The organism is Antiquaquibacter metalliresistens (assembly GCF_029211225.1).
Classification (GTDB): Bacteria; Actinomycetota; Actinomycetes; order Actinomycetales; family Microbacteriaceae; genus Rhodoglobus; species Rhodoglobus metalliresistens.
Map to the genome: position 1 here is coordinate 236,098 of NZ_JARGEM010000002.1, position 15,733 is coordinate 251,830.

Annotated in this window: 19 protein-coding genes; 8 read left to right on the forward strand and 11 right to left on the reverse strand. The window is 69.4% G+C overall.

The annotated features are described in order from the left end of the window. Window position 1: 1 nt before the first annotated feature. Window positions 2–694: an SDR family NAD(P)-dependent oxidoreductase gene (locus PYV02_RS15375; protein ID WP_420833592.1), complete on the reverse strand. Its 693-nt coding sequence runs from the start codon at window positions 692–694 to the stop codon at window positions 2–4. Beyond that, complete coding sequence (locus PYV02_RS04040) at window positions 616–1,476, reverse strand: HIRAN domain-containing protein (protein WP_275756432.1); 861 nt, start codon at window positions 1,474–1,476, stop codon at window positions 616–618. The genes PYV02_RS15375 and PYV02_RS04040 overlap by 79 nt, the downstream gene beginning before the upstream one ends. Before the next feature lie 179 nt (window positions 1,477–1,655). On the opposite strand from PYV02_RS04040, the gene PYV02_RS04045 reads away from it, so the two are divergent. Both PYV02_RS04045 and PYV02_RS04050 read left to right on the forward strand, forming a co-directional pair. Beyond that, window positions 1,656–1,856: a type II toxin-antitoxin system VapB family antitoxin gene (locus tag PYV02_RS04045; RefSeq protein ID WP_275756434.1), complete on the forward strand. Its 201-nt coding sequence runs from the start codon at window positions 1,656–1,658 to the stop codon at window positions 1,854–1,856. Next, window positions 1,843–2,337 (forward strand): PIN domain-containing protein, encoded by a 495-nt coding sequence (locus PYV02_RS04050; RefSeq protein WP_275756436.1) that lies wholly within the window; start codon window positions 1,843–1,845, stop codon window positions 2,335–2,337. The genes PYV02_RS04045 and PYV02_RS04050 overlap by 14 nt, the downstream gene beginning before the upstream one ends. A 37-nt stretch (window positions 2,338–2,374) precedes the next feature. Here the strand turns inward: PYV02_RS04050 and PYV02_RS04055 are convergent, their stop codons facing one another. Both PYV02_RS04055 and PYV02_RS04060 read right to left on the reverse strand, forming a co-directional pair. Then, on the reverse strand, window positions 2,375–2,554 hold the full coding sequence (locus PYV02_RS04055) for a hypothetical protein (protein ID WP_275756438.1): 180 nt from the start codon (window positions 2,552–2,554) through the stop codon (window positions 2,375–2,377). Further along, a complete protein-coding gene (locus PYV02_RS04060) occupies window positions 2,551–2,676 on the reverse strand; it encodes a hypothetical protein (protein WP_275756440.1) in 126 nt (41 codons plus the stop codon). Before PYV02_RS04060 ends, PYV02_RS04055 begins: the two co-directional genes overlap by 4 nt. 162 nt (window positions 2,677–2,838) lie before the next feature. Here PYV02_RS04060 and PYV02_RS04065 point away from each other — a divergent pair, with 162 nt between their 5' ends. Both PYV02_RS04065 and msuE read left to right on the forward strand, forming a co-directional pair. Further along, window positions 2,839–3,582, forward strand: a complete 744-nt coding sequence (locus tag PYV02_RS04065) for an alpha/beta hydrolase (protein ID WP_275756442.1) — start codon at window positions 2,839–2,841, stop codon at window positions 3,580–3,582. Further along, window positions 3,579–4,175: an FMN reductase gene (msuE, locus tag PYV02_RS04070; RefSeq protein ID WP_275756444.1), complete on the forward strand. Its 597-nt coding sequence runs from the start codon at window positions 3,579–3,581 to the stop codon at window positions 4,173–4,175. Before PYV02_RS04065 ends, msuE begins: the two co-directional genes overlap by 4 nt. A gap of 16 nt (window positions 4,176–4,191) precedes the next feature. On the opposite strand, the gene PYV02_RS04075 is transcribed toward msuE, so the two are convergent. Genes PYV02_RS04075 through PYV02_RS04095 form a run of 5 tightly spaced genes read right to left on the reverse strand, consistent with a single transcriptional unit; the run spans window position 4,192 to window position 8,935 of the window. After that, window positions 4,192–4,971, reverse strand: a complete 780-nt coding sequence (locus tag PYV02_RS04075; RefSeq protein WP_275756446.1) for an ABC transporter permease — start codon at window positions 4,969–4,971, stop codon at window positions 4,192–4,194. Beyond that, a complete protein-coding gene (locus PYV02_RS04080) occupies window positions 4,968–5,753 on the reverse strand; it encodes an ABC transporter permease (protein ID WP_275756448.1) in 786 nt (261 codons plus the stop codon). The genes PYV02_RS04075 and PYV02_RS04080 overlap by 4 nt, the downstream gene beginning before the upstream one ends. Beyond that, entirely contained in the window at window positions 5,750–6,580 is an 831-nt protein-coding gene (locus PYV02_RS04085) for an ABC transporter ATP-binding protein (protein ID WP_275756450.1), read from the reverse strand. The genes PYV02_RS04080 and PYV02_RS04085 overlap by 4 nt, the downstream gene beginning before the upstream one ends. Before the next feature lies 1 nt (window position 6,581). Continuing rightward, window positions 6,582–7,643 carry an ABC transporter substrate-binding protein gene (locus PYV02_RS04090; RefSeq protein WP_275756452.1) on the reverse strand — a complete coding sequence of 354 codons (1,062 nt, stop codon included), beginning with the start codon at window positions 7,641–7,643 and terminating at the stop codon, window positions 6,582–6,584. A gap of 23 nt (window positions 7,644–7,666) precedes the next feature. Then, window positions 7,667–8,935: an acyl-CoA dehydrogenase family protein gene (locus PYV02_RS04095; RefSeq protein WP_275756454.1), complete on the reverse strand. Its 1,269-nt coding sequence runs from the start codon at window positions 8,933–8,935 to the stop codon at window positions 7,667–7,669. A gap of 142 nt (window positions 8,936–9,077) precedes the next feature. Between PYV02_RS04095 and PYV02_RS04100 the strand changes: the two genes are divergently transcribed. After that, on the forward strand, window positions 9,078–10,448 hold the full coding sequence (locus tag PYV02_RS04100; protein ID WP_275756456.1) for an NtaA/DmoA family FMN-dependent monooxygenase: 1,371 nt from the start codon (window positions 9,078–9,080) through the stop codon (window positions 10,446–10,448). 26 nt (window positions 10,449–10,474) lie between these two features. Here PYV02_RS04100 and PYV02_RS04105 read toward each other — a convergent pair whose 3' ends face one another. Continuing rightward, window positions 10,475–11,155 carry an aquaporin gene (locus tag PYV02_RS04105; RefSeq protein ID WP_275756458.1) on the reverse strand — a complete coding sequence of 227 codons (681 nt, stop codon included), beginning with the start codon at window positions 11,153–11,155 and terminating at the stop codon, window positions 10,475–10,477. Window positions 11,156–11,191: 36 nt separating this feature from the next. Between PYV02_RS04105 and PYV02_RS04110 the strand changes: the two genes are divergently transcribed. The 3 genes from PYV02_RS04110 (at window position 11,192) to PYV02_RS04120 (ending at window position 13,089) form a co-directional block, all read left to right on the forward strand. Further along, window positions 11,192–12,115 (forward strand): metalloregulator ArsR/SmtB family transcription factor, encoded by a 924-nt coding sequence (locus PYV02_RS04110; protein WP_275756460.1) that lies wholly within the window; start codon window positions 11,192–11,194, stop codon window positions 12,113–12,115. A 21-nt stretch (window positions 12,116–12,136) separates the two neighbouring features. Further along, window positions 12,137–12,535, forward strand: a complete 399-nt coding sequence (locus PYV02_RS04115; protein ID WP_275756462.1) for an arsenate reductase ArsC — start codon at window positions 12,137–12,139, stop codon at window positions 12,533–12,535. 101 nt (window positions 12,536–12,636) lie between these two features. Beyond that, window positions 12,637–13,089: a hypothetical protein gene (locus tag PYV02_RS04120; protein ID WP_275756464.1), complete on the forward strand. Its 453-nt coding sequence runs from the start codon at window positions 12,637–12,639 to the stop codon at window positions 13,087–13,089. On the opposite strand, the gene PYV02_RS04125 is transcribed toward PYV02_RS04120, so the two are convergent. Further along, on the reverse strand, window positions 13,086–15,662 hold the full coding sequence (locus PYV02_RS04125; protein WP_275756466.1) for a helix-turn-helix transcriptional regulator: 2,577 nt from the start codon (window positions 15,660–15,662) through the stop codon (window positions 13,086–13,088). The two genes, PYV02_RS04120 and PYV02_RS04125, sit on opposite strands and share 4 nt — an antisense overlap. Between the last annotated feature and the right edge of the window lie 71 nt (window positions 15,663–15,733).

Sequence of the window (15,733 nt, forward strand, 5' to 3'; positions counted from 1 at the left end):
GTCACCGTGGAATGCAACCCAGGCAAGTGCAGGACGCTTCTCTGGAGCGCGTCCGTGCCTGACCTCGCGGCCGCTGGTTCTGCGCCGCAACCTTCCGCGGAGCGCGGCAGCCAGGGTCGGTCATCCGGTGCATCATGGTCACCACCGTGCGGCGGCCGACGAGACGACCCAGGGCCGCGCCCACCCGATTGCCTGCGCCCTCGATGACGCTGGGGCCAGGGTTGCGGGAGTCGAGGTGGGCAAGCGCTGTGGCCACGACGTCGTCGGGGGTGCGCATCGCGGCACCGGCGGTGGCGTCATCCGTTCCGACCACGGTGTTGAACTCGGTGCTGGTCGCCCCGGGCGAGAGCGCGAAGACCAAGACCCCGATGCCGCGCGATTCCGCCCACAGCGACTCCGTGAAGCTCAGCACGAACGCCTTCGCGGCGCCGTAGACCGCCATGCGCGGCGTGGGCGCGTAGGCCGCCAGCTCGCGGCGTTGATCAGGTAACCGCCGCAGGCGGCGATGAACTGCGGGAGGAACTCTGCGGTCAGGTGCACGGGTGCAGAGACGTCGACCGTCCACCGCCCAACGAGCGTAGGCATGGGCGCTCGCCCTGTGACCCGCCCGGGCTGCTAGATCGCGGCGCCGCGCGCGAGTCGGGCCTTCGCGAGCTTGGCAACCATCGAATCCGGCATCGTTCGGGTGCCGCATTCGACGGCGTACTCTTCTAGCGTCGCGAGTTCACCGTCTCGGTCGCCCAACCGACGGATCACGGCGGCCAGTTGCTCGGTCGGCCACGGGTCCGGAACCTCGCCTGTCAGCGCCGACTCCCGGCTTGCGGCGGCACGGCATTCGATAAGAAACGCCCGAGCCTCCTCAAGCCGCTGCTGCCGCTTCAACTCAGCAATCGAGGGCTTCCATGTCGTCCAGTACATATCCCGCACCGTGCCGGTTTCACGGCGCGCGGCCTTGGCACTCTCTCGCGCCTCCCGCTCGGCCGCCTTCTGCGCAAGCGCCGCAGCCTTCTGGGCGTCTCTCTCCTCGATCCCCCGACGCTGCTCGGCGTAATCCTGTTCGTCCTCCGACGCACCAGTGAAAGAGAGCGTGACGCGCGCCCTCCATGTGCCGCCATCCACTCGAGCCCACACGCGCGCTGGGACGACGGCGACGGAGCCCCGTCCGAGTCTCTTGCACTCCGATGCGACCCGCGCGCTGAGATCCGCTGGCACGTAGCCGACGTGCTCGCCACGGATGATCACCTTGACGGCATTCCTGTCGTAGCGATTGCTTGGCTCAGGCACGAGCTGTGCCTGCTGCATCGTGACGCCGCCTTCAGGTCGCCCGATGCCCTTGAACAGGCGGGATACTTCCGCTCGGCGGTACGCCTCGCCCTCCACCTCGACATCCGGCCAACCTGCGCCGATGACCACGTACTGCTGAGCTCCTTGCGGCGCGTCGCTACCGCCCAACAACCGAGTGAACAATCCCGCCACGTCGCCTCCTTGTTGGGCGGAATGCTATCGAAGAAGACGCGCGCTCGGTAAGCATCACTCGGGAACCTCGCCAGCCCACGATGTAGGAGTGGCCACCGGGCCCAGGATGGCCGACCCGGACCTAGCAGATTCGCAGGCGGTGTATATACACTTGTCGCAGACTTTATATAGGAGGAATGATGGCCGTCACGAGCGTTGATATCGATACCGAAATGCTCCGACTCGCGAAGTCGTCACTAGGAGTACGCACCAACCGCGAAGCGATCAACCTCGCGCTGCGGGATGTTGTGATGCGTCGACGCCAAATCGAAGCCATCGACACGCTGGCGACGATCCCGGTCGACAAGGACGCGACGACCATCTCGTATGGCGACGACTAGCGGCCGATCCGTGGTGCGGTCTCGGACAACCGGCCGAGTTGGCCGAGCGCCGAGCCATCCAACTCGTTTCGTCGTCGACACCAGCGTCTGGGCTCGTCTCGCGACGACGCCCGAGGTTGTCGCCGAACTGAAGAAGGTCGTGGAGCTGGTGAGCCCCACGGACGTGCTGGTCTGCCCGCCCGTCGCGCTCGAGTACGGGTTCACCGTGCGCACCGGCAAGGATCACTCGAAGCTCATGGCGCAGTTCGGCGCTTTCGGCGAGTGCGATTCCCATCCGACTCGTGACGACGTCATGGAGATCCAGAGTCGGCTCTGGAATGGGGGGCTCCTTCGCGCCGCTGGCGCCATGGACACGCTGATCGCCGCGTACGCCGCGAAGAACAACGCGTCCGTGCTCCACTACGACCGCGACTTCGAGCACATTGCGTCCGTCGTGCCCGCCTTCGCGCACCGGTGGATCTTGCCTCGAGGTTCGATCTAGCACTTCGTAGTCGCAGCCCGCGCGCGTAGAGCACCCACTACACGCGCACCTCGTGCCGTCGCGGCTTCAGCCGCTCCGGGGCATCCGTCGCGGGGACGAACTCGCACGTGAACGTTCCGTCGTAGCCCGCATCCAGCCCGACCCCGAATCGGCGCTGCAGCATCGGGTGCAGCCGATCGAGCTCCTCGCCCATGGCGGCGGCGAAGATCGAGGTCATGGCGCCTCCAAGGGCTCGAGGGTCGCGGGGGCGTCGGCGTGCAGCGCGGCCTCCTGGGTGAGCCACCACACCCGCTCCAGGTCGGCGCGGATCTCGATCTCCACGTAGATGGGCTCGGCCACCCTTCGAGTGTGCCACCCGCGGCCACCGTTACCCCGTGTGACAGTTGTGACGGTCTGTGACGGGCGCTGCTTCGCCATCGCACCGCACCTTGCATAGCGTCGTTCTGTGAACCCGCTCCCCGTCTCGGCCGACCGCTCGCGGTCGTTCGCGTGGGCGCGGCGGTGACCACCCCGCTCACGCCCCCGACGAGCCAGCGCTGGGATGAACCGACCGGTGTCGAGGCGCGCGGCACGGTGCTCGTGCTCGGCGGCCGCGGCGAGACCCCGGCGGCCTACGCGCGCCTCGGACGCCGACTCTCCGCCGACGCCTACCGCGTGCGCGTTGTGGGTGACGTGACCGCACCGCGCACCCGCACCGTGGAGCTGGCGAAGAACCTGCTACGCGAGGGCGGGGTGCGCCCGATCGTACTGCTGGGCGCGGATGCCGGAGCCCTGCTCGCGCTGCGCCTCGCCGCAGCAGCACCGCACCTGGTGTCCGGCGCGATCACGATCGGCCTGCCGTCGCAGCGCGCGCACGTGCCAGACGGTGTGGCCCAACTGCCGCTGCGCACGCGCTCGCCCGAACACTGGGAGACCCTCTCCGACCCCGCCATCGTGGACCCCGGGGCGCTCTCCCGTGCGATCTCCGACGAACTACAGCCGCCGCGCGCCGCCGATATCCAAGTGCCGGTGCTCGGGGTGCACGGCGAGTCGGACCCGGTCGCGCCGCTCGAGGACGCCCTCGCCTACTACGCCGGCATCCCGCGGGTGCGCGTCGTGGTGGTCGACGGCGGTCGACACGACAGCGTCAACGATGCTGCGCATCGCAGCGTCGCGGCGACGATCGTGCTCTTTCTGGAGGAGCTGCGAAACGGAACCCCCACGGTCTCGACCTTTCCCCTACAAGAACGGACACGCATCCCATGACCATCCGCATCGTCGGCGTGAGCGGCAGCCTAACCACCCCGTCGCGCACCACTGCACTCGTCGCTGCGGTGGCGGACCAGCTGGCACGCGACCTCGGTGAGCACGGCGCCACCGAGACCACCGTAATCGAACTCGCCTCGCTCGTGCCGGCGTTATTCGCGGGCAGTTCGCGCAAGACACTCGGAGATGAGGCGCGCACCGCCCTCGATCAGGTCGAGAGCGCCGACGTGATCGTCGCGGGTTCACCCGCCTACCGCGCCGCCTATACCGGCATCTTCAAGCACTTCTTCGACTACGTCGACCAGTACGCGCTGGTCGACAAGCCCGTGGTGCTGACGGCGACGGGCGGCTCCGACCGGCACGCGTTGCTGGTCGAGCACCAGATGCGGCCCCTGTTCGGCTTCTTTCAAGCGCTGACGCTGCCCCTGGGCATCTTCGGCAACGAACGCGACTTCACCGACTACGTGGTCTCCTCCGACGAGTTGCTCGAGCGCGTGGCGCTGTCGACGAGGCGCGCGTTGCCGCTGCTGACCTACCAGCTGCGCTCGGCCGGACGCCTGTCGGGCACCGCGGCGGGCGTGGTGGTGCCGTAGCTCGACGCGCGACGGCTCAGGGCGCGAATCGTTCGACGACCGCGCTCTCGATGAGCGAGATGATCGTGTAGATGGTGATCGTCACGACCGCGATGGCGACAGCGGCAGCCCACAGCTCCGCGTACCGAGAGGTGCCCGCCGCCTGCTGCAGCTGGGCACCGATCCCCTTGCCGGTGATGAGCCACTCCGCCAGCAGCGCGCCCGTCAACGCGTGCGGCGCGGCGACCCGTGCAGCGGTGAAGAACGCCGGTACCGCGTGCGGCAGCGAGACCTTCGTGACCCGGGCGAGCGCGCCACCGCCGTAGACGGTGACGACGTCGAGCGCCGAGCGCGGTGTGGACCGCAGGCCGAAGGTGATCGTGATGAGGGCTGCGAAGAAGACGACGATGAAGCCGATCGCGGCCAGACCGGCGGCCCCACGCCCGAAGCCGAGGATGATCAGCGGCGTGAGGGCGATGAGCGGAAAGGTGCGCAACACCATCGCGACCGGCATGAACGTGGTCTCCACGGGCGGCAGCAGCACGAAGACGATCGCGATCAGCAGTGCGCCGGCAAGCCCGACGCTGTAGCCGATCACGGTGTCGTTGAGGGTGATCGCCACGTTGTCGAGGATCTCGGTGCGGTTGGCCTGGGCCTCCGGTGCGGTGACGAGGTAGTTCCACACGTCCAGTGGTGACTTGCCGATGAAGGGACTGATCCGCGCCACGATGAGGAACGCCCACCACAGGCCGAGCACCACGGCGGTTGCGGCGATGACAAGTCCGATGCGGCGCAGCGCGCCGAGCGCGAAGGTCATGATGTGCTCCTAGCCCAGGGCAGCGCGATGCGCGCCGCGACTGCGATGAGTCCGTACCCGCCGCTGGCCAACAGCGCGGCGCTGAGCCCGAAGATCCAAGTGCGCTCTACCTGGATGGATCGCTGGATCGCCGAGAGCGCCACGCCGATCCCGGAATCCACTCCGCCCAGGTACTCGCCGAGGATCGCACCGATGAGCGCAGCGGGCACCGCGATCTTGAGTGCGGTCGCAACCGCGGGCAGCGCCGCCCAGACCTGCACTTTCGCGAACCGCGACCAGCGATTGCCACCATAGGCGCGCACCAGGTCGTGCTCGATGCGGCGTGAGGCGTGCACTCCGAGCAGCGACCCGATGAGCGCGGTGAAGAACACGGCCATCGCCGCGAGGAAGATCGAGGGGGTTCTACCGCCGACGAGCGCGAGCACGATGGGGCCGATCGCGGTGAGCGGGATGCACTCGATGATGACGCCGAACTGGGTAACCGCGGGCTCGCTGCGCGGGAACAGCAGCACGAACGAGGCCAGCAGCAGCGCCGCGATCGAGCCCCACACCCAGCCCTGCGCGGCGCTGGTGACGGTCACCCCGACCTGGTTCACGTAGTACTGCGGCCCGTCCGCGATGAACTGCTCGACGAGCGCTGCGGGCGACGGCACGACGCCCGTCGCGGCGAACGCGGTGTCGGCGACGATCCACCACACGGCGATGACGACGACGAAACCGGCGAGCCCGAGCAGCAGGGTGGTGCTGCGCGAACCGGGTCGCCACGTGCGCGGGTCGCTCATGAGGTCTCGGCCGCGGCACCGGAGTCGAACAGCAGCGAGACCAACTGGTCGTGGATGCGGTGGAACTCCGGCGAGCGCAACACGTCGATGGTGCGCGGTCGCGGCAGGTCGATGCGCACCTGGGCGACGATGCGGCCCGGTCGCGGCGACATGACGGCGACCTCGTCTGAGAGGAGGATCGCCTCCTGGATGCCGTGGGTCACCATCAGCGTGGTCGCGGGCCGGTCGGTCCAGATGCGCTGCAACTCGAAGTTGAGCCGCTGACGGGTCATGTCGTCGAGCGCACCGAAGGGCTCGTCCAGCAGCAGCAGGTCGGGTTGAAGCACCAGCGCTCTGGCGATGGAGGCACGTTGCCGCATCCCGCCGGACAGGTGCGTGGGGCGGGCGCGCTCGAAGCCACTCAACCCGACGAGGTCGATGAGCTCGTCGACACGCGCCGACTCGTCTCTGCGACCGGCGAGTTCGAGCGGCAGCCGGATATTGGAGGCCACCGACCGCCATGGCAGCAACGCCGAATCCTGGAATGCGACCCCGACCCGCAGGTCTTTGGAGCGCTTCAGCGCGTCGTCGCCGTGCACACGGGCGATGCCGGAGGTGGGGGTCTCGAGTCCGGCCAGGATGCGTAAGATCGTGGACTTGCCGCAACCGGAGGGTCCCAGCAGGGAGGTGAACGATCCGCGCGGCACCTCGAGGTGCACGCCTTCGACGGCGTCGATCGTCCGCCGACCGAGCCTGAACTGCTTGGAGAGGCCGTCGACGAGGAGGCCCTCCCCGCGCGGCCCCGCGGGACCGGCATCGTGTACCGGCCCCGCGAGGGTGTTCGTCATGTCAGCCGCCGATGATGAGCTCAGGGTGGTCGGCGTAGACCTTCGCGATGAAGGTCGGGTCGAACAGCGTTTCATCGAGGTCGACACCGATGAGCTTGATCGAGGCGACGTTCGCTTCGATGGAGCGCTGCGAGATGGTGCCGATGCCGTTGGCTTCGCTCTCCTCGGTGAGGATGAACGTGGCCTGCTGATCCCACGACGACGAGATGTCCTCGGCCAGGTAGTTCTGATCCTTGCCGTAGTCGTTGACGACGAGGTCGATCACCCGGTCCTTGTCCTCGAACGCGGCCTTCCATCCCTGTGCGAACGCGGTGAGGAACGCCTGCAGTTTCTCGGGCTCGTTCTCGACGGTCTCCCGTCGCACGACGACCGCTTCGCCGGAGTACTCGAGTCCGAAGTCGGCAAGCTGGAACTCCTGCGCGCCGAACCCCTCGGCGCGCAGCGGGGCACCGCCGTCGAAGTAGCCCATGAAGCCATCGATCTGTCCGAGCTTCAGCGAGGCGTTGGCGTCGCCGTACGGCACGCGGTTGATGTCGGCCGGGTCGATGTCGTTGGCCGCGAGGAACGCGTCCCAGTTGCTGGCGCTGGAGTCGGCGATGGCGATCGTCTTGCCCACGAGGTCTTCGGGGCTCTCGATCGGGTTGGTGTCGGCCGACACGAGGGTGAACGGGTTCTTCTGGAACAACGTCGCCACGATCACGAGGTCGGCACCCTCCAGGTTCGCCTGGGCGACGCTGACGGGGCTGGCGATGCCGATCCAGGCCGTGCCGCTGGCGAGCGCCGCCTCCGCGGAGACGCCGCCGAGTCCGCCTGCGGTGAGCTCGACCGAGTCGAAGCCGGCATCCTCGAAGTAGCCGTCCTCGATGCCGAGGTAGTAGCCGGCGAATTCGTGATTCTTCAGCCAGGAGAGCTGCACGTTGACATCGCCGAAGCTCTGCGCGGCGGATTCGTCTGCCGGCGCTCCTGCGGAGCAGCCCGCGAGCGCGAGGCCGAGCGCGAGCGCGCCTGCCCCGGCGGCGAGGAGCCGCGAGGGGGTGCGTCGGGTCACCGAGGTGATGGACATGGGTTTCCTTTCCTCTTGCTGTGTCAGTTCTTGCTGCTGTGTGAGTTCGCAGCGCCCGGGTGGACGCCGACATCCGAGCCGGCCACGAAGATGGGCGGCAGCACTTCGTTGAGCACGTAGTCGCCGACCTGTCGCGCCTTGTAGATCCAGGGATTGTGCGATCCGACGGTGCGCGCGTTGCGCCAATGCCGGTCGAGCGCCGCCCGCACGTGGGTCGCGGAGGCCCCGAGCGCGTCAAAGATGTGGCTGGTCTGCTCGAGCACGAGCGGCACGATAGACACCTGCGCGGTGGAGACGACGATGTCCGCCTCGGCGAACAGTGCGGAGCTGGTGGCGGAGTCGATGTCGGGGTCGACCCAGGCATCCCACGCTTCTTGAAGGACGGCGGCGGCCGACAGCACGATCGCCCGCGCCGTGAACGCGGCCGCCTCCGCACGTCCGACGGCCTCCTGGATGAGGGGGTCCTCACGCGGCAGGTCCCCCGACCCTGCGCTGTAGACGCGGGTGCGTTCCTGTACCAGTCGGCGCACGTCGTCTGCCGCGGCTCGAGCAATGCCCGCGATGGTCGCGAGCAGGATGAGTTGGTGGTAACCCATCGTGTGGTGGCTGTCCGAAGTGCCGCGTCGCAGCACCTCGTCGTCGGTGACGAGCACGTCGGTGAACGTCGTGGTGCCACTCGCGGTGAGCTTCTGTCCGAAGCCCGGCCAGTCGTCGGAGATCTCGACCCCCTGCCGATCGGCTGGCACGATGACGACGACGGCGTCACCGTGCTCATCGACGGCCGAGACGGGGATGAACTGCGCATACAGATTGCCGGTGCTGTAGAACTTCTTGCCGCTCAAGCGCAGGGTGCCGTCCGGCAGGGTGCGCAGCACGGTCTGGATGGTACCGATGGGCACGTTCGAGGCTTCCGAGGTGGCGTTGCCGAAGATCCGGCCGGCCGCGATCGCGTGCAGCAGTTCGGTGGTGGCAGGCGACGATGGCTGCAGCAGGGCGAGCTCGACGCGGAAGTAGTGCTGCCGCAGCGCTTGGGGGATGTTGGAGTCGGCAGCACCGAGCGAGATGAGGAAGTCGAAGAAGTCGACGAGTCCGAGCCCGCGCCCGCCGAACTCCACGGGCACGCGCACCGCGCCGAGCCCGGCGACGGCGAAGCGTCGAAACTCGTCGAAGGGATGCACGCGGTCGACGTCGTGCTCCGCCGCCGTACGACGCAATTCGTCGAGATAGGGGGCGAAGTCATCGAGGGTGGCGAGGAGGGCGGCACTGCGGCCATGCGAAGCGGGTCTGGTCACAAGGGGTGACTGTATGACGCCCCAGCCCGGCGATCCCGGGAGATTTCGGCCCGTGACGATTGTGACGCTGCGTTGCGTACGCGACTCGACGGCTGACCCGGTCATGGGCCTAGCGTCGATCGATTCGGAAAGAGGTTCTCCCGTGCCGCAACGCCCCCGCATGCTCTTCAGCGCCTTCAACGAGTTCGTGCTGTCGCACCACGATCAGGGCCTGTGGGCCCATCCGAAGAGCCGCCAGCTCGAGCTGAACTCGGTGGAGTACTGGGTGGAGATCGCCCGACTGCTCGAGCGCGCCCACTTCGACTTGCTGTTCTTCGCGGACGTGCTCGCGACCTATGACATCTACCAGGGCAAGCGCGATGCGGCGGTGTTGTCGGGTATGCAGACCCCGATCAACGATCCGGCCGTGCTGGCCCCGGTGCTCGCCTACGCGACCGAGCACCTTGGCATCGTGGTCACCGAGAATGTGCTGCAGGAGCACCCGTATTCCTTCGCCCGCAAGATGACGACGCTCGATCACCTCAGCAAGGGGCGCGTTGGCTGGAACATCGTGACGAGCTTTCTGCCCGGCGCCGGTCGCAATCTCGGCTTCGGCGGACTGCCGACGCACGAGGAGCGCTACGCCCGCGCAGACGACTACATGAACGTGGTCTACAAGCTGTGGGAGGCCAGCTGGGAGGATGACGCGGTCATCCGCGATATCGCCAACCAGCGCTACGTCGACCCGTCGAAGATCCACGAGATCAACCACGTCGGGCCCTACTACGACGTGGTCGGCCCCCACATCTCGGAGCCCTCGCCGCAACGCACCCCGGTGCTCTTCCAGGCCGCTGCCTCGGATGTCGGCATCGACTTCGCGGGCCGCCACGCGGAGGTGCTGTTCACCTCCCTCGAGCGCTCCACAGCCGCAGCCAACATCGCCCGGCTGCGCGGTGAGGCGGTCGCCGCGGGGCGCCGCCCCGAGGATGTGCGGATCTTCGGCGGCTTCGCATTTGTGCTCGGCAGCACCGAGGAGGAGGCGCGCCGACTGGACGACGAGTTCCGGGAGGCACAGTCCCTGGATGCCGCGTTCGCAAAGTTCAGCGCATTCTGGCAGTTCGACCTCGATCTGCTGCCGCGCCGGGCGAAGCTCACCGACATCCTGAACGGGGAGGTCGCCAACGATGCGGTGAAGAAGGTGGCCCGCTTCAGCCCCGACCTCGATTGGACCCTCGAGGACTTCGTGCGCTGGATCGGTTCACGCCGGGTGGTCGGCACCCCGGAGCAGGTCGTGCGGGAAATCGAGGACTGGCAGGATCTCGGTGTCGACGGTCTGAACATCAGCTACGTCATCAGCCCCGGCACCTACGAAGACTTCGCCGAGCACCTCACACCACTGCTGCTGCAACGAGGCCTGATGCGTCACGAGTACTCGCCAGGAACCCTGCGCGAGAAGCTGTTCGGCAAGGGCCCCAACCTGCCCGACGAGCACCCCGCGCGACGGGTGCGCAGGGATGCGCTGGCAGCGAGCTGAGCGGCCGGAGCAGCGCGCACCGCGCACTAGCGCGGTGGCATCGCAGCGCGCGGCACCGGCACGAACACCCGCACCAGCACCACCCCGACCGCCGCACCGAGCAGTTGCGCCGCGACGAAGCCGAGCACCGAGGACGGCGCGATGCCCGCGAAGGTGTCGCTGAAGATGCGCCCGATGGTGATGGCGGGGTTGGCGAAGCTCGTGGAGCTCGTGAAGTAGTAGGCGGCGCCGATGTAGGCGCCGACCGCGACCGGGATCGCGCCCGTGCGCTCCGTGCGCACGAGCGCGAAGATCACGAGCACGAGGCCGGCGGTCGCAACGATCTCCGCGATGAAGGTGCCGGCGCCGAGCCGCTCGGTGGTGCTGATGGTGACGGCGGGCAGGTCGAACATGAGGTTGGCGAGGGCGGCGCCGCCGATGCATCCGAGAATCTGCGACGGGATGTAGAGCGCGATGTCCCGCCACGGCCGCCGGCCGAGCACGCCGTCGGCAAGCGACACCGCCGGGTTGAAGTGCGCACCGCTCACCGTGATGAACACGGCGATGAGCACCCCGAGCCCGAGCGCGGTGGCGAACGCGTTCTGCAGCAGTTGCAGCCCGACATCGGTCGGCGAGAGGCGCTCGGCCATGATGCCGGAGCCGATGACGGTGGTGGCGAGCAGGGCGCTGCCGAGGAACTCGGCGGCGAGGCGTCGGGCGAGGTGCATGCGCACATCGTAGCGGCATTGCATAGACTTCCATCTATGCTTCCCGATCCGATCGACCGCGACGAGGCGGAACAGATCGCGCGCAACCTCAAGGCGATGGCCGATCCCACGCGCATCCAGCTGCTGGGGCTGATCCAGCAGGCGCCGGACGGTCGTGCGACGGTCACCGAGCTCGCCGAGCGCCTGGGTCTCGCCCAGCCGACCGCCACCCACCACCTCAAGGTGCTCGCCGACGAGGGCCTGCTCGATCGCACCCAGGAGGGTCGCCAGGTCTGGCACTCGATCGCACCGGAACGGGCCGGGGATGTCGCCGAGTCCGTGCGCGCGGACCCCGCGGCCGGCGTCGTGGCCGGCCCCGTGCTCGAACGGATCGCCGCCGACCTCGCCGTGCGTTTCGCCGGGGTGTTCTCCCCCGAGACGGTCACGGGCGTGGTCGACGAGAGCTACCGGCTGCTCGCCGAGCAGGCCCGCATCACGCGCTACCTGCCCTCGCTCACCTCCCGCTTCGCCGCCGAGCGACTCGCCGCCCTCGCCCGCGCCAAGACGGCGCCGGAGGGTCCGCCGAGCGTGCTCTTCGTGTGCGTGCAGAACGCGGGCCGCTCGCAGCTGGCCTCCGCGATCCTGCGCTCCCTCGGCGGCGACGACGTGCGGGTGCTGACGGCCGGCTCGCAGCCCGCGGGCGCGATCGATCCCCGCGTCATCGCGGCCCTCGACGAGATCGGCGTCTCGATCGACGGCGAGTTTCCGAAGCCGCTCACCGACGAGGTCGTGCGGGCGGCGGATGTGGTGGTCACGATGGGCTGCGGGGACGCCTGCCCCGTGTATCCCGGCCGTCGCTATCTCGACTGGGAGCTGCCCGACCCGGCCACGCTGACGATGGATGGGGTGCGCGAGGTGCGCGACGACATCGACCGCCGCGTGCGCCAGTTGCTCACCGAACTCGATTCGCAAAAAGCATAGATAGCGGTCTATGCTTTTCTCATGAAGCCTGTCGTCCTCTTCGTCTGCATCCACAACGCCGGTCGCTCCCAGATGGCCGCCGGTTACATGAAGGCCCTCTCCGGGGGTGCTGTCGAGGTGCGCTCCGGCGGCTCCGAGCCGGGCGACCAGATCAACCCGATCGCGATCCAGGCGATGGCCGAGGAGGGCATCGACATCTCGCAGGGCGTGCCCCAGCTGATGACCACCGAGCAGGTGCGCGACTCGGACGTCGTGATCACGATGGGCTGCGGCGACGTCTGCCCGATCTTCCCGGGCAAGCGCTACGAGGACTGGGAGCTCACCGACCCCAAGGGCAAGAGCATCGAGGAGGTGCGCCCGATCCGCGACGACATCAAGGGCCGCGTCGAGGCGCTGCTCAAGGAGCTGCTGCCCGCCTGAGTGGCCACTGAGTGGTCACCACTCATGGTGCCCGGTGACCGGGTGCGCGACGGTGGATGCAGCGGTCGAACGACCGGCCATCCCGTCACGAAGGAACTGACATGCGTGCCACGTCCCTGCCCATCGCCGTCCTCGGCGCCGCCGCGCTGACCCTCTCGCTCACCGGATGCTTCGGCAACCCGGTCGAGAACCTCGTCGAGGGCGTGATCGAGAACCAGACCGGCATCGACGTGGACACCAGCGCCGGTGGCGGCTCGGCACAGGTGCCGGACGGCTGGCCGGGCCTGCCCATCCCCGAGGGGCAGATCGTCTCCTCGCTCGCCATCGACACCACGTACACCCTGACCATCACGGTCGCCTCGGACGAGGTCGCTGGTTCGGTCGCCGACCAGATCGAGGGCCTCGGATACGAGGTGCTCGCCGAAGGCGACATGGGCGAGCTGAAGACCACGGTGCTGCAGAGCCCGGAGTGGACCGTGAGCCTCAGCTGGTACACCGACCCGGATTCCAACGGCGTCGTGCTCAACTACGGGGTCGCGAAGACCGACTCCTAGATCGGGCTCGCCTCGTCGAGCGCGCGCGCGAGTTCGTCGCGCCCGGTGACCCCGAGCTTGCGGTACACGCTCGCGAGGTGGTTCTCCACCGTGCGCAGCGAGAGCCCGAGCCGCTCGGCGATCTCACGATTGCGTTCGCGCCGGGCCGCCGCCACGGCCACCTCGCGCTCGCGCTCGGTGAGCTCGATGTCCGGATCGCGCGCGCGGTGAACCAGCACCATGCCGGGCCGGGCGATATCGGCCCGCCGTGCCGCCGCGCGCACCGCCAGGCGCGGGGCGCGATCGCGCTGGGCGAGACGCTCGGCCAGCAACAGCCCCTCCACCGCCGTCGTCACGTGACCGGCGCCGACCAGGCGATCCGTCAGGTCGACCACCGCAGCGATGTCGCCGACGTGCAGCGCCTCCGCTTGGGCCGCCACCACCGCGATGAACTCGCTGCCGGATCGATCGGCCGCCTCGCGCAGCAGCGGCGCCGAGCGCGCGGCATGCCCGAGTCGGGTGAGCAGCGCGAGGGTCATCGCGGTGAGCAGGTCGTGGCGGAACTCGAGCCCGGTCACGGCGGCGCGATGCACGGCGTCGGCCGCGGCATCCGTTCGCCCCTCGGCGGCCAGCAGCCACGCCTCGGCCTCGGCCGCGTGCAGCACCACCTTGACGTCGTCGCGGTGCGCGGCGGTCAGCGCGTCCAGCGCGCTGCGGGCCGCCTCGGCCTCGCCGAGCTGCGCCTGGATGCCGGCGTGCAGGGCGCTCGCCGCGCCGAGCAGTCCCGTGAAGTCCCGCCAGCGCAGTTGCTCCACGGCGAGCGCGGCGAGGTGCGCGGCCGCGTCGAGGTCGCCGCCCTGGGCGTGCACGATCGCGAGCGCGTAGGACCATTGGCCCGCCGCATCCGGGATCGCGGCCGAGCGCCGCTGCTCGGCGAACACCCGGGCGTCGCTCAGCCGCCCCTCCGCCACCAGCACCAGGAACTCTGAGAGGTCGAGCAGGTGCGGCGCGAACGGCATGGCGTCGACGGCGAGCCCCGCGAGCGGTCGCCCCACCGCCACCGCCTCCCGCGCCGGTGCGGCCTGACCCGCCATCGTGGCGAACATGGCCTGCCCGACCGCGGTGCTGAGCGCGGCGGCCAGATCGTCCGGACTCGCCGCCAGCTGCGTCAACCCGGCGCGGTCGCCGGCCATCACCCGCCACTTCGCGAGGTCGGGTGCCAGCAGCGCCCGCCCGGCATCGTCGAGACCGGCGAGCAGCGGCTCGACCTCGTCGACGGCGAGCGCGGGCGACCCGAGCCGGTACGCGATGTGCTGTCCGTGCCGGGATGCCACGACCGCCCGCTCCCGCGGACCCGTCGCGAGCACCGTCGCCTGCGCGAACGAGCGCCCCGCCGCCTCGGCGTCCCCGAGCGCGGAGAGGGCACCCGCGCGCACGATCATGGCCGCGAACCCCGACCCCGCCGCGAGCGCTGCATCGGCGAGCCGCAGCGCGGATCCGTGGTCCCCCGCCGCCTGGGCGTAGCCGGCCACCCACTCGAGGTCGGCCACCCGGATCTGCTGTTCGGCATCCAACCGCAGGCACAGCGCCGTGAAACGGTACTGACCGTCGTCGAGCGGTTCGAGCCGTGCGGCAGCGGCGAGCCGGTCCTCGCGCCGCTCGCGGTCGGATCGGGCGGCGACCGCCTCGGCATACATGGGATGCACCACCCGCACATACCGCCCAGCACCGATGCTCTGCTCCGAGACCGCATCCGCCCGCAGCAACTCGTCGAGCGCGGACTCGTCCGCCGGCAGCACGGCCTCGCGAGGCCAGGGCTGGCTCAACGCGATCCTGCGCAGCAGCGCGCGGGCCGCGGCTCCGAGCGAGTCGAGGTGCCCGGCGACGGAGGCGAGGATGTGGGCCGGCAGTCCGGCGAGATCGAATTCGAGGCCGAACGGCCCGCTGTGCACGCCGTGCTCGCGCTCGGCCGCGAGCACCAGCTCCCGCACGAACAGCGGATTGCCCATCGTGCGCGCGCGCAGGTTCTGCACGGTGTGGGGGCTCACCCCGGCACCCAGCCTGCGGACGAGCACTTCGCGCAACTCGTCGTCGCTGAAGCCCTCGAGCTGGGTGACCTCCACGAGATCCTCGTGCAGCAGCCTGGCGATCGGGCCGGTGATGGGGTGCTCGTCGCGGGCGGTCAGCAGCGCTCGCACGCCGTACACCCGGGCGAGCTGGTAGACGGCGGCCGCCGACACCTCGTCGAGCAGCGGCGCGTCGTCGACCAGCAGTACGTGGTCCGCGGCGGCGGAGCCGATCGCGTTCACGAGGGCCGCGAGCCGCTCGTCCGCCGACGCCAGGTGACGGAACCGCTCGGATGCCAGCAGCGGAGCCAGCGCCCCCATCGGCACCGACCGCAACTCGGCGAGCGCGACCACGGGCACCACGACCCGGCCGCCGACGCCGAGGCTCGCCGCCACCGTGGAGGCGAGCGTCGTCTTACCGACACCGCTGGGGCCGCGCAGCAGCTGCGAGCGGCGCCGTGCACCGCCGAGCCGCGCAACCAGTTGGTCGAGGATCGACTCTCGTCGCACGATCGGCCAGTCCTGCACGCGACCAGTATTCCGCACCCCGCCGCGGCCCGCGCGAGCGTGTCGAGGCGCCCGACGGCACGGCCATGGAT

Excerpts from the sequence above, each read along its gene's own strand:
- msuE (WP_275756444.1), top strand. The coding sequence starts at position 3,579 with ATGACCATCCGCATCGTCGGCGTGAGCGGCAGCCTAACCACCCCGTCG.
- PYV02_RS04085 (WP_275756450.1), bottom strand. The coding sequence starts at position 6,580 with ATGACGAACACCCTCGCGGGGCCGGTACACGATGCCGGTCCCGCGGGG.
- PYV02_RS04045 (WP_275756434.1), top strand. The coding sequence starts at position 1,656 with ATGGCCGTCACGAGCGTTGATATCGATACCGAAATGCTCCGACTCGCG.
- PYV02_RS04080 (WP_275756448.1), bottom strand. The coding sequence starts at position 5,753 with ATGAGCGACCCGCGCACGTGGCGACCCGGTTCGCGCAGCACCACCCTG.
- PYV02_RS04050 (WP_275756436.1), top strand. The coding sequence starts at position 1,843 with ATGGCGACGACTAGCGGCCGATCCGTGGTGCGGTCTCGGACAACCGGC.
- PYV02_RS04115 (WP_275756462.1), top strand. The coding sequence starts at position 12,137 with ATGAAGCCTGTCGTCCTCTTCGTCTGCATCCACAACGCCGGTCGCTCC.
- PYV02_RS04055 (WP_275756438.1), bottom strand. The coding sequence starts at position 2,554 with ATGACCTCGATCTTCGCCGCCGCCATGGGCGAGGAGCTCGATCGGCTG.
- PYV02_RS04105 (WP_275756458.1), bottom strand. The coding sequence starts at position 11,155 with ATGCACCTCGCCCGACGCCTCGCCGCCGAGTTCCTCGGCAGCGCCCTG.
- PYV02_RS04090 (WP_275756452.1), bottom strand. The coding sequence starts at position 7,643 with ATGTCCATCACCTCGGTGACCCGACGCACCCCCTCGCGGCTCCTCGCC.
- PYV02_RS04110 (WP_275756460.1), top strand. The coding sequence starts at position 11,192 with ATGCTTCCCGATCCGATCGACCGCGACGAGGCGGAACAGATCGCGCGC.
- PYV02_RS04075 (WP_275756446.1), bottom strand. The coding sequence starts at position 4,971 with ATGACCTTCGCGCTCGGCGCGCTGCGCCGCATCGGACTTGTCATCGCC.
- PYV02_RS04120 (WP_275756464.1), top strand. The coding sequence starts at position 12,637 with ATGCGTGCCACGTCCCTGCCCATCGCCGTCCTCGGCGCCGCCGCGCTG.
- PYV02_RS15375 (WP_420833592.1), bottom strand. The coding sequence starts at position 694 with ATGCGGCACCCGAACGATGCCGGATTCGATGGTTGCCAAGCTCGCGAA.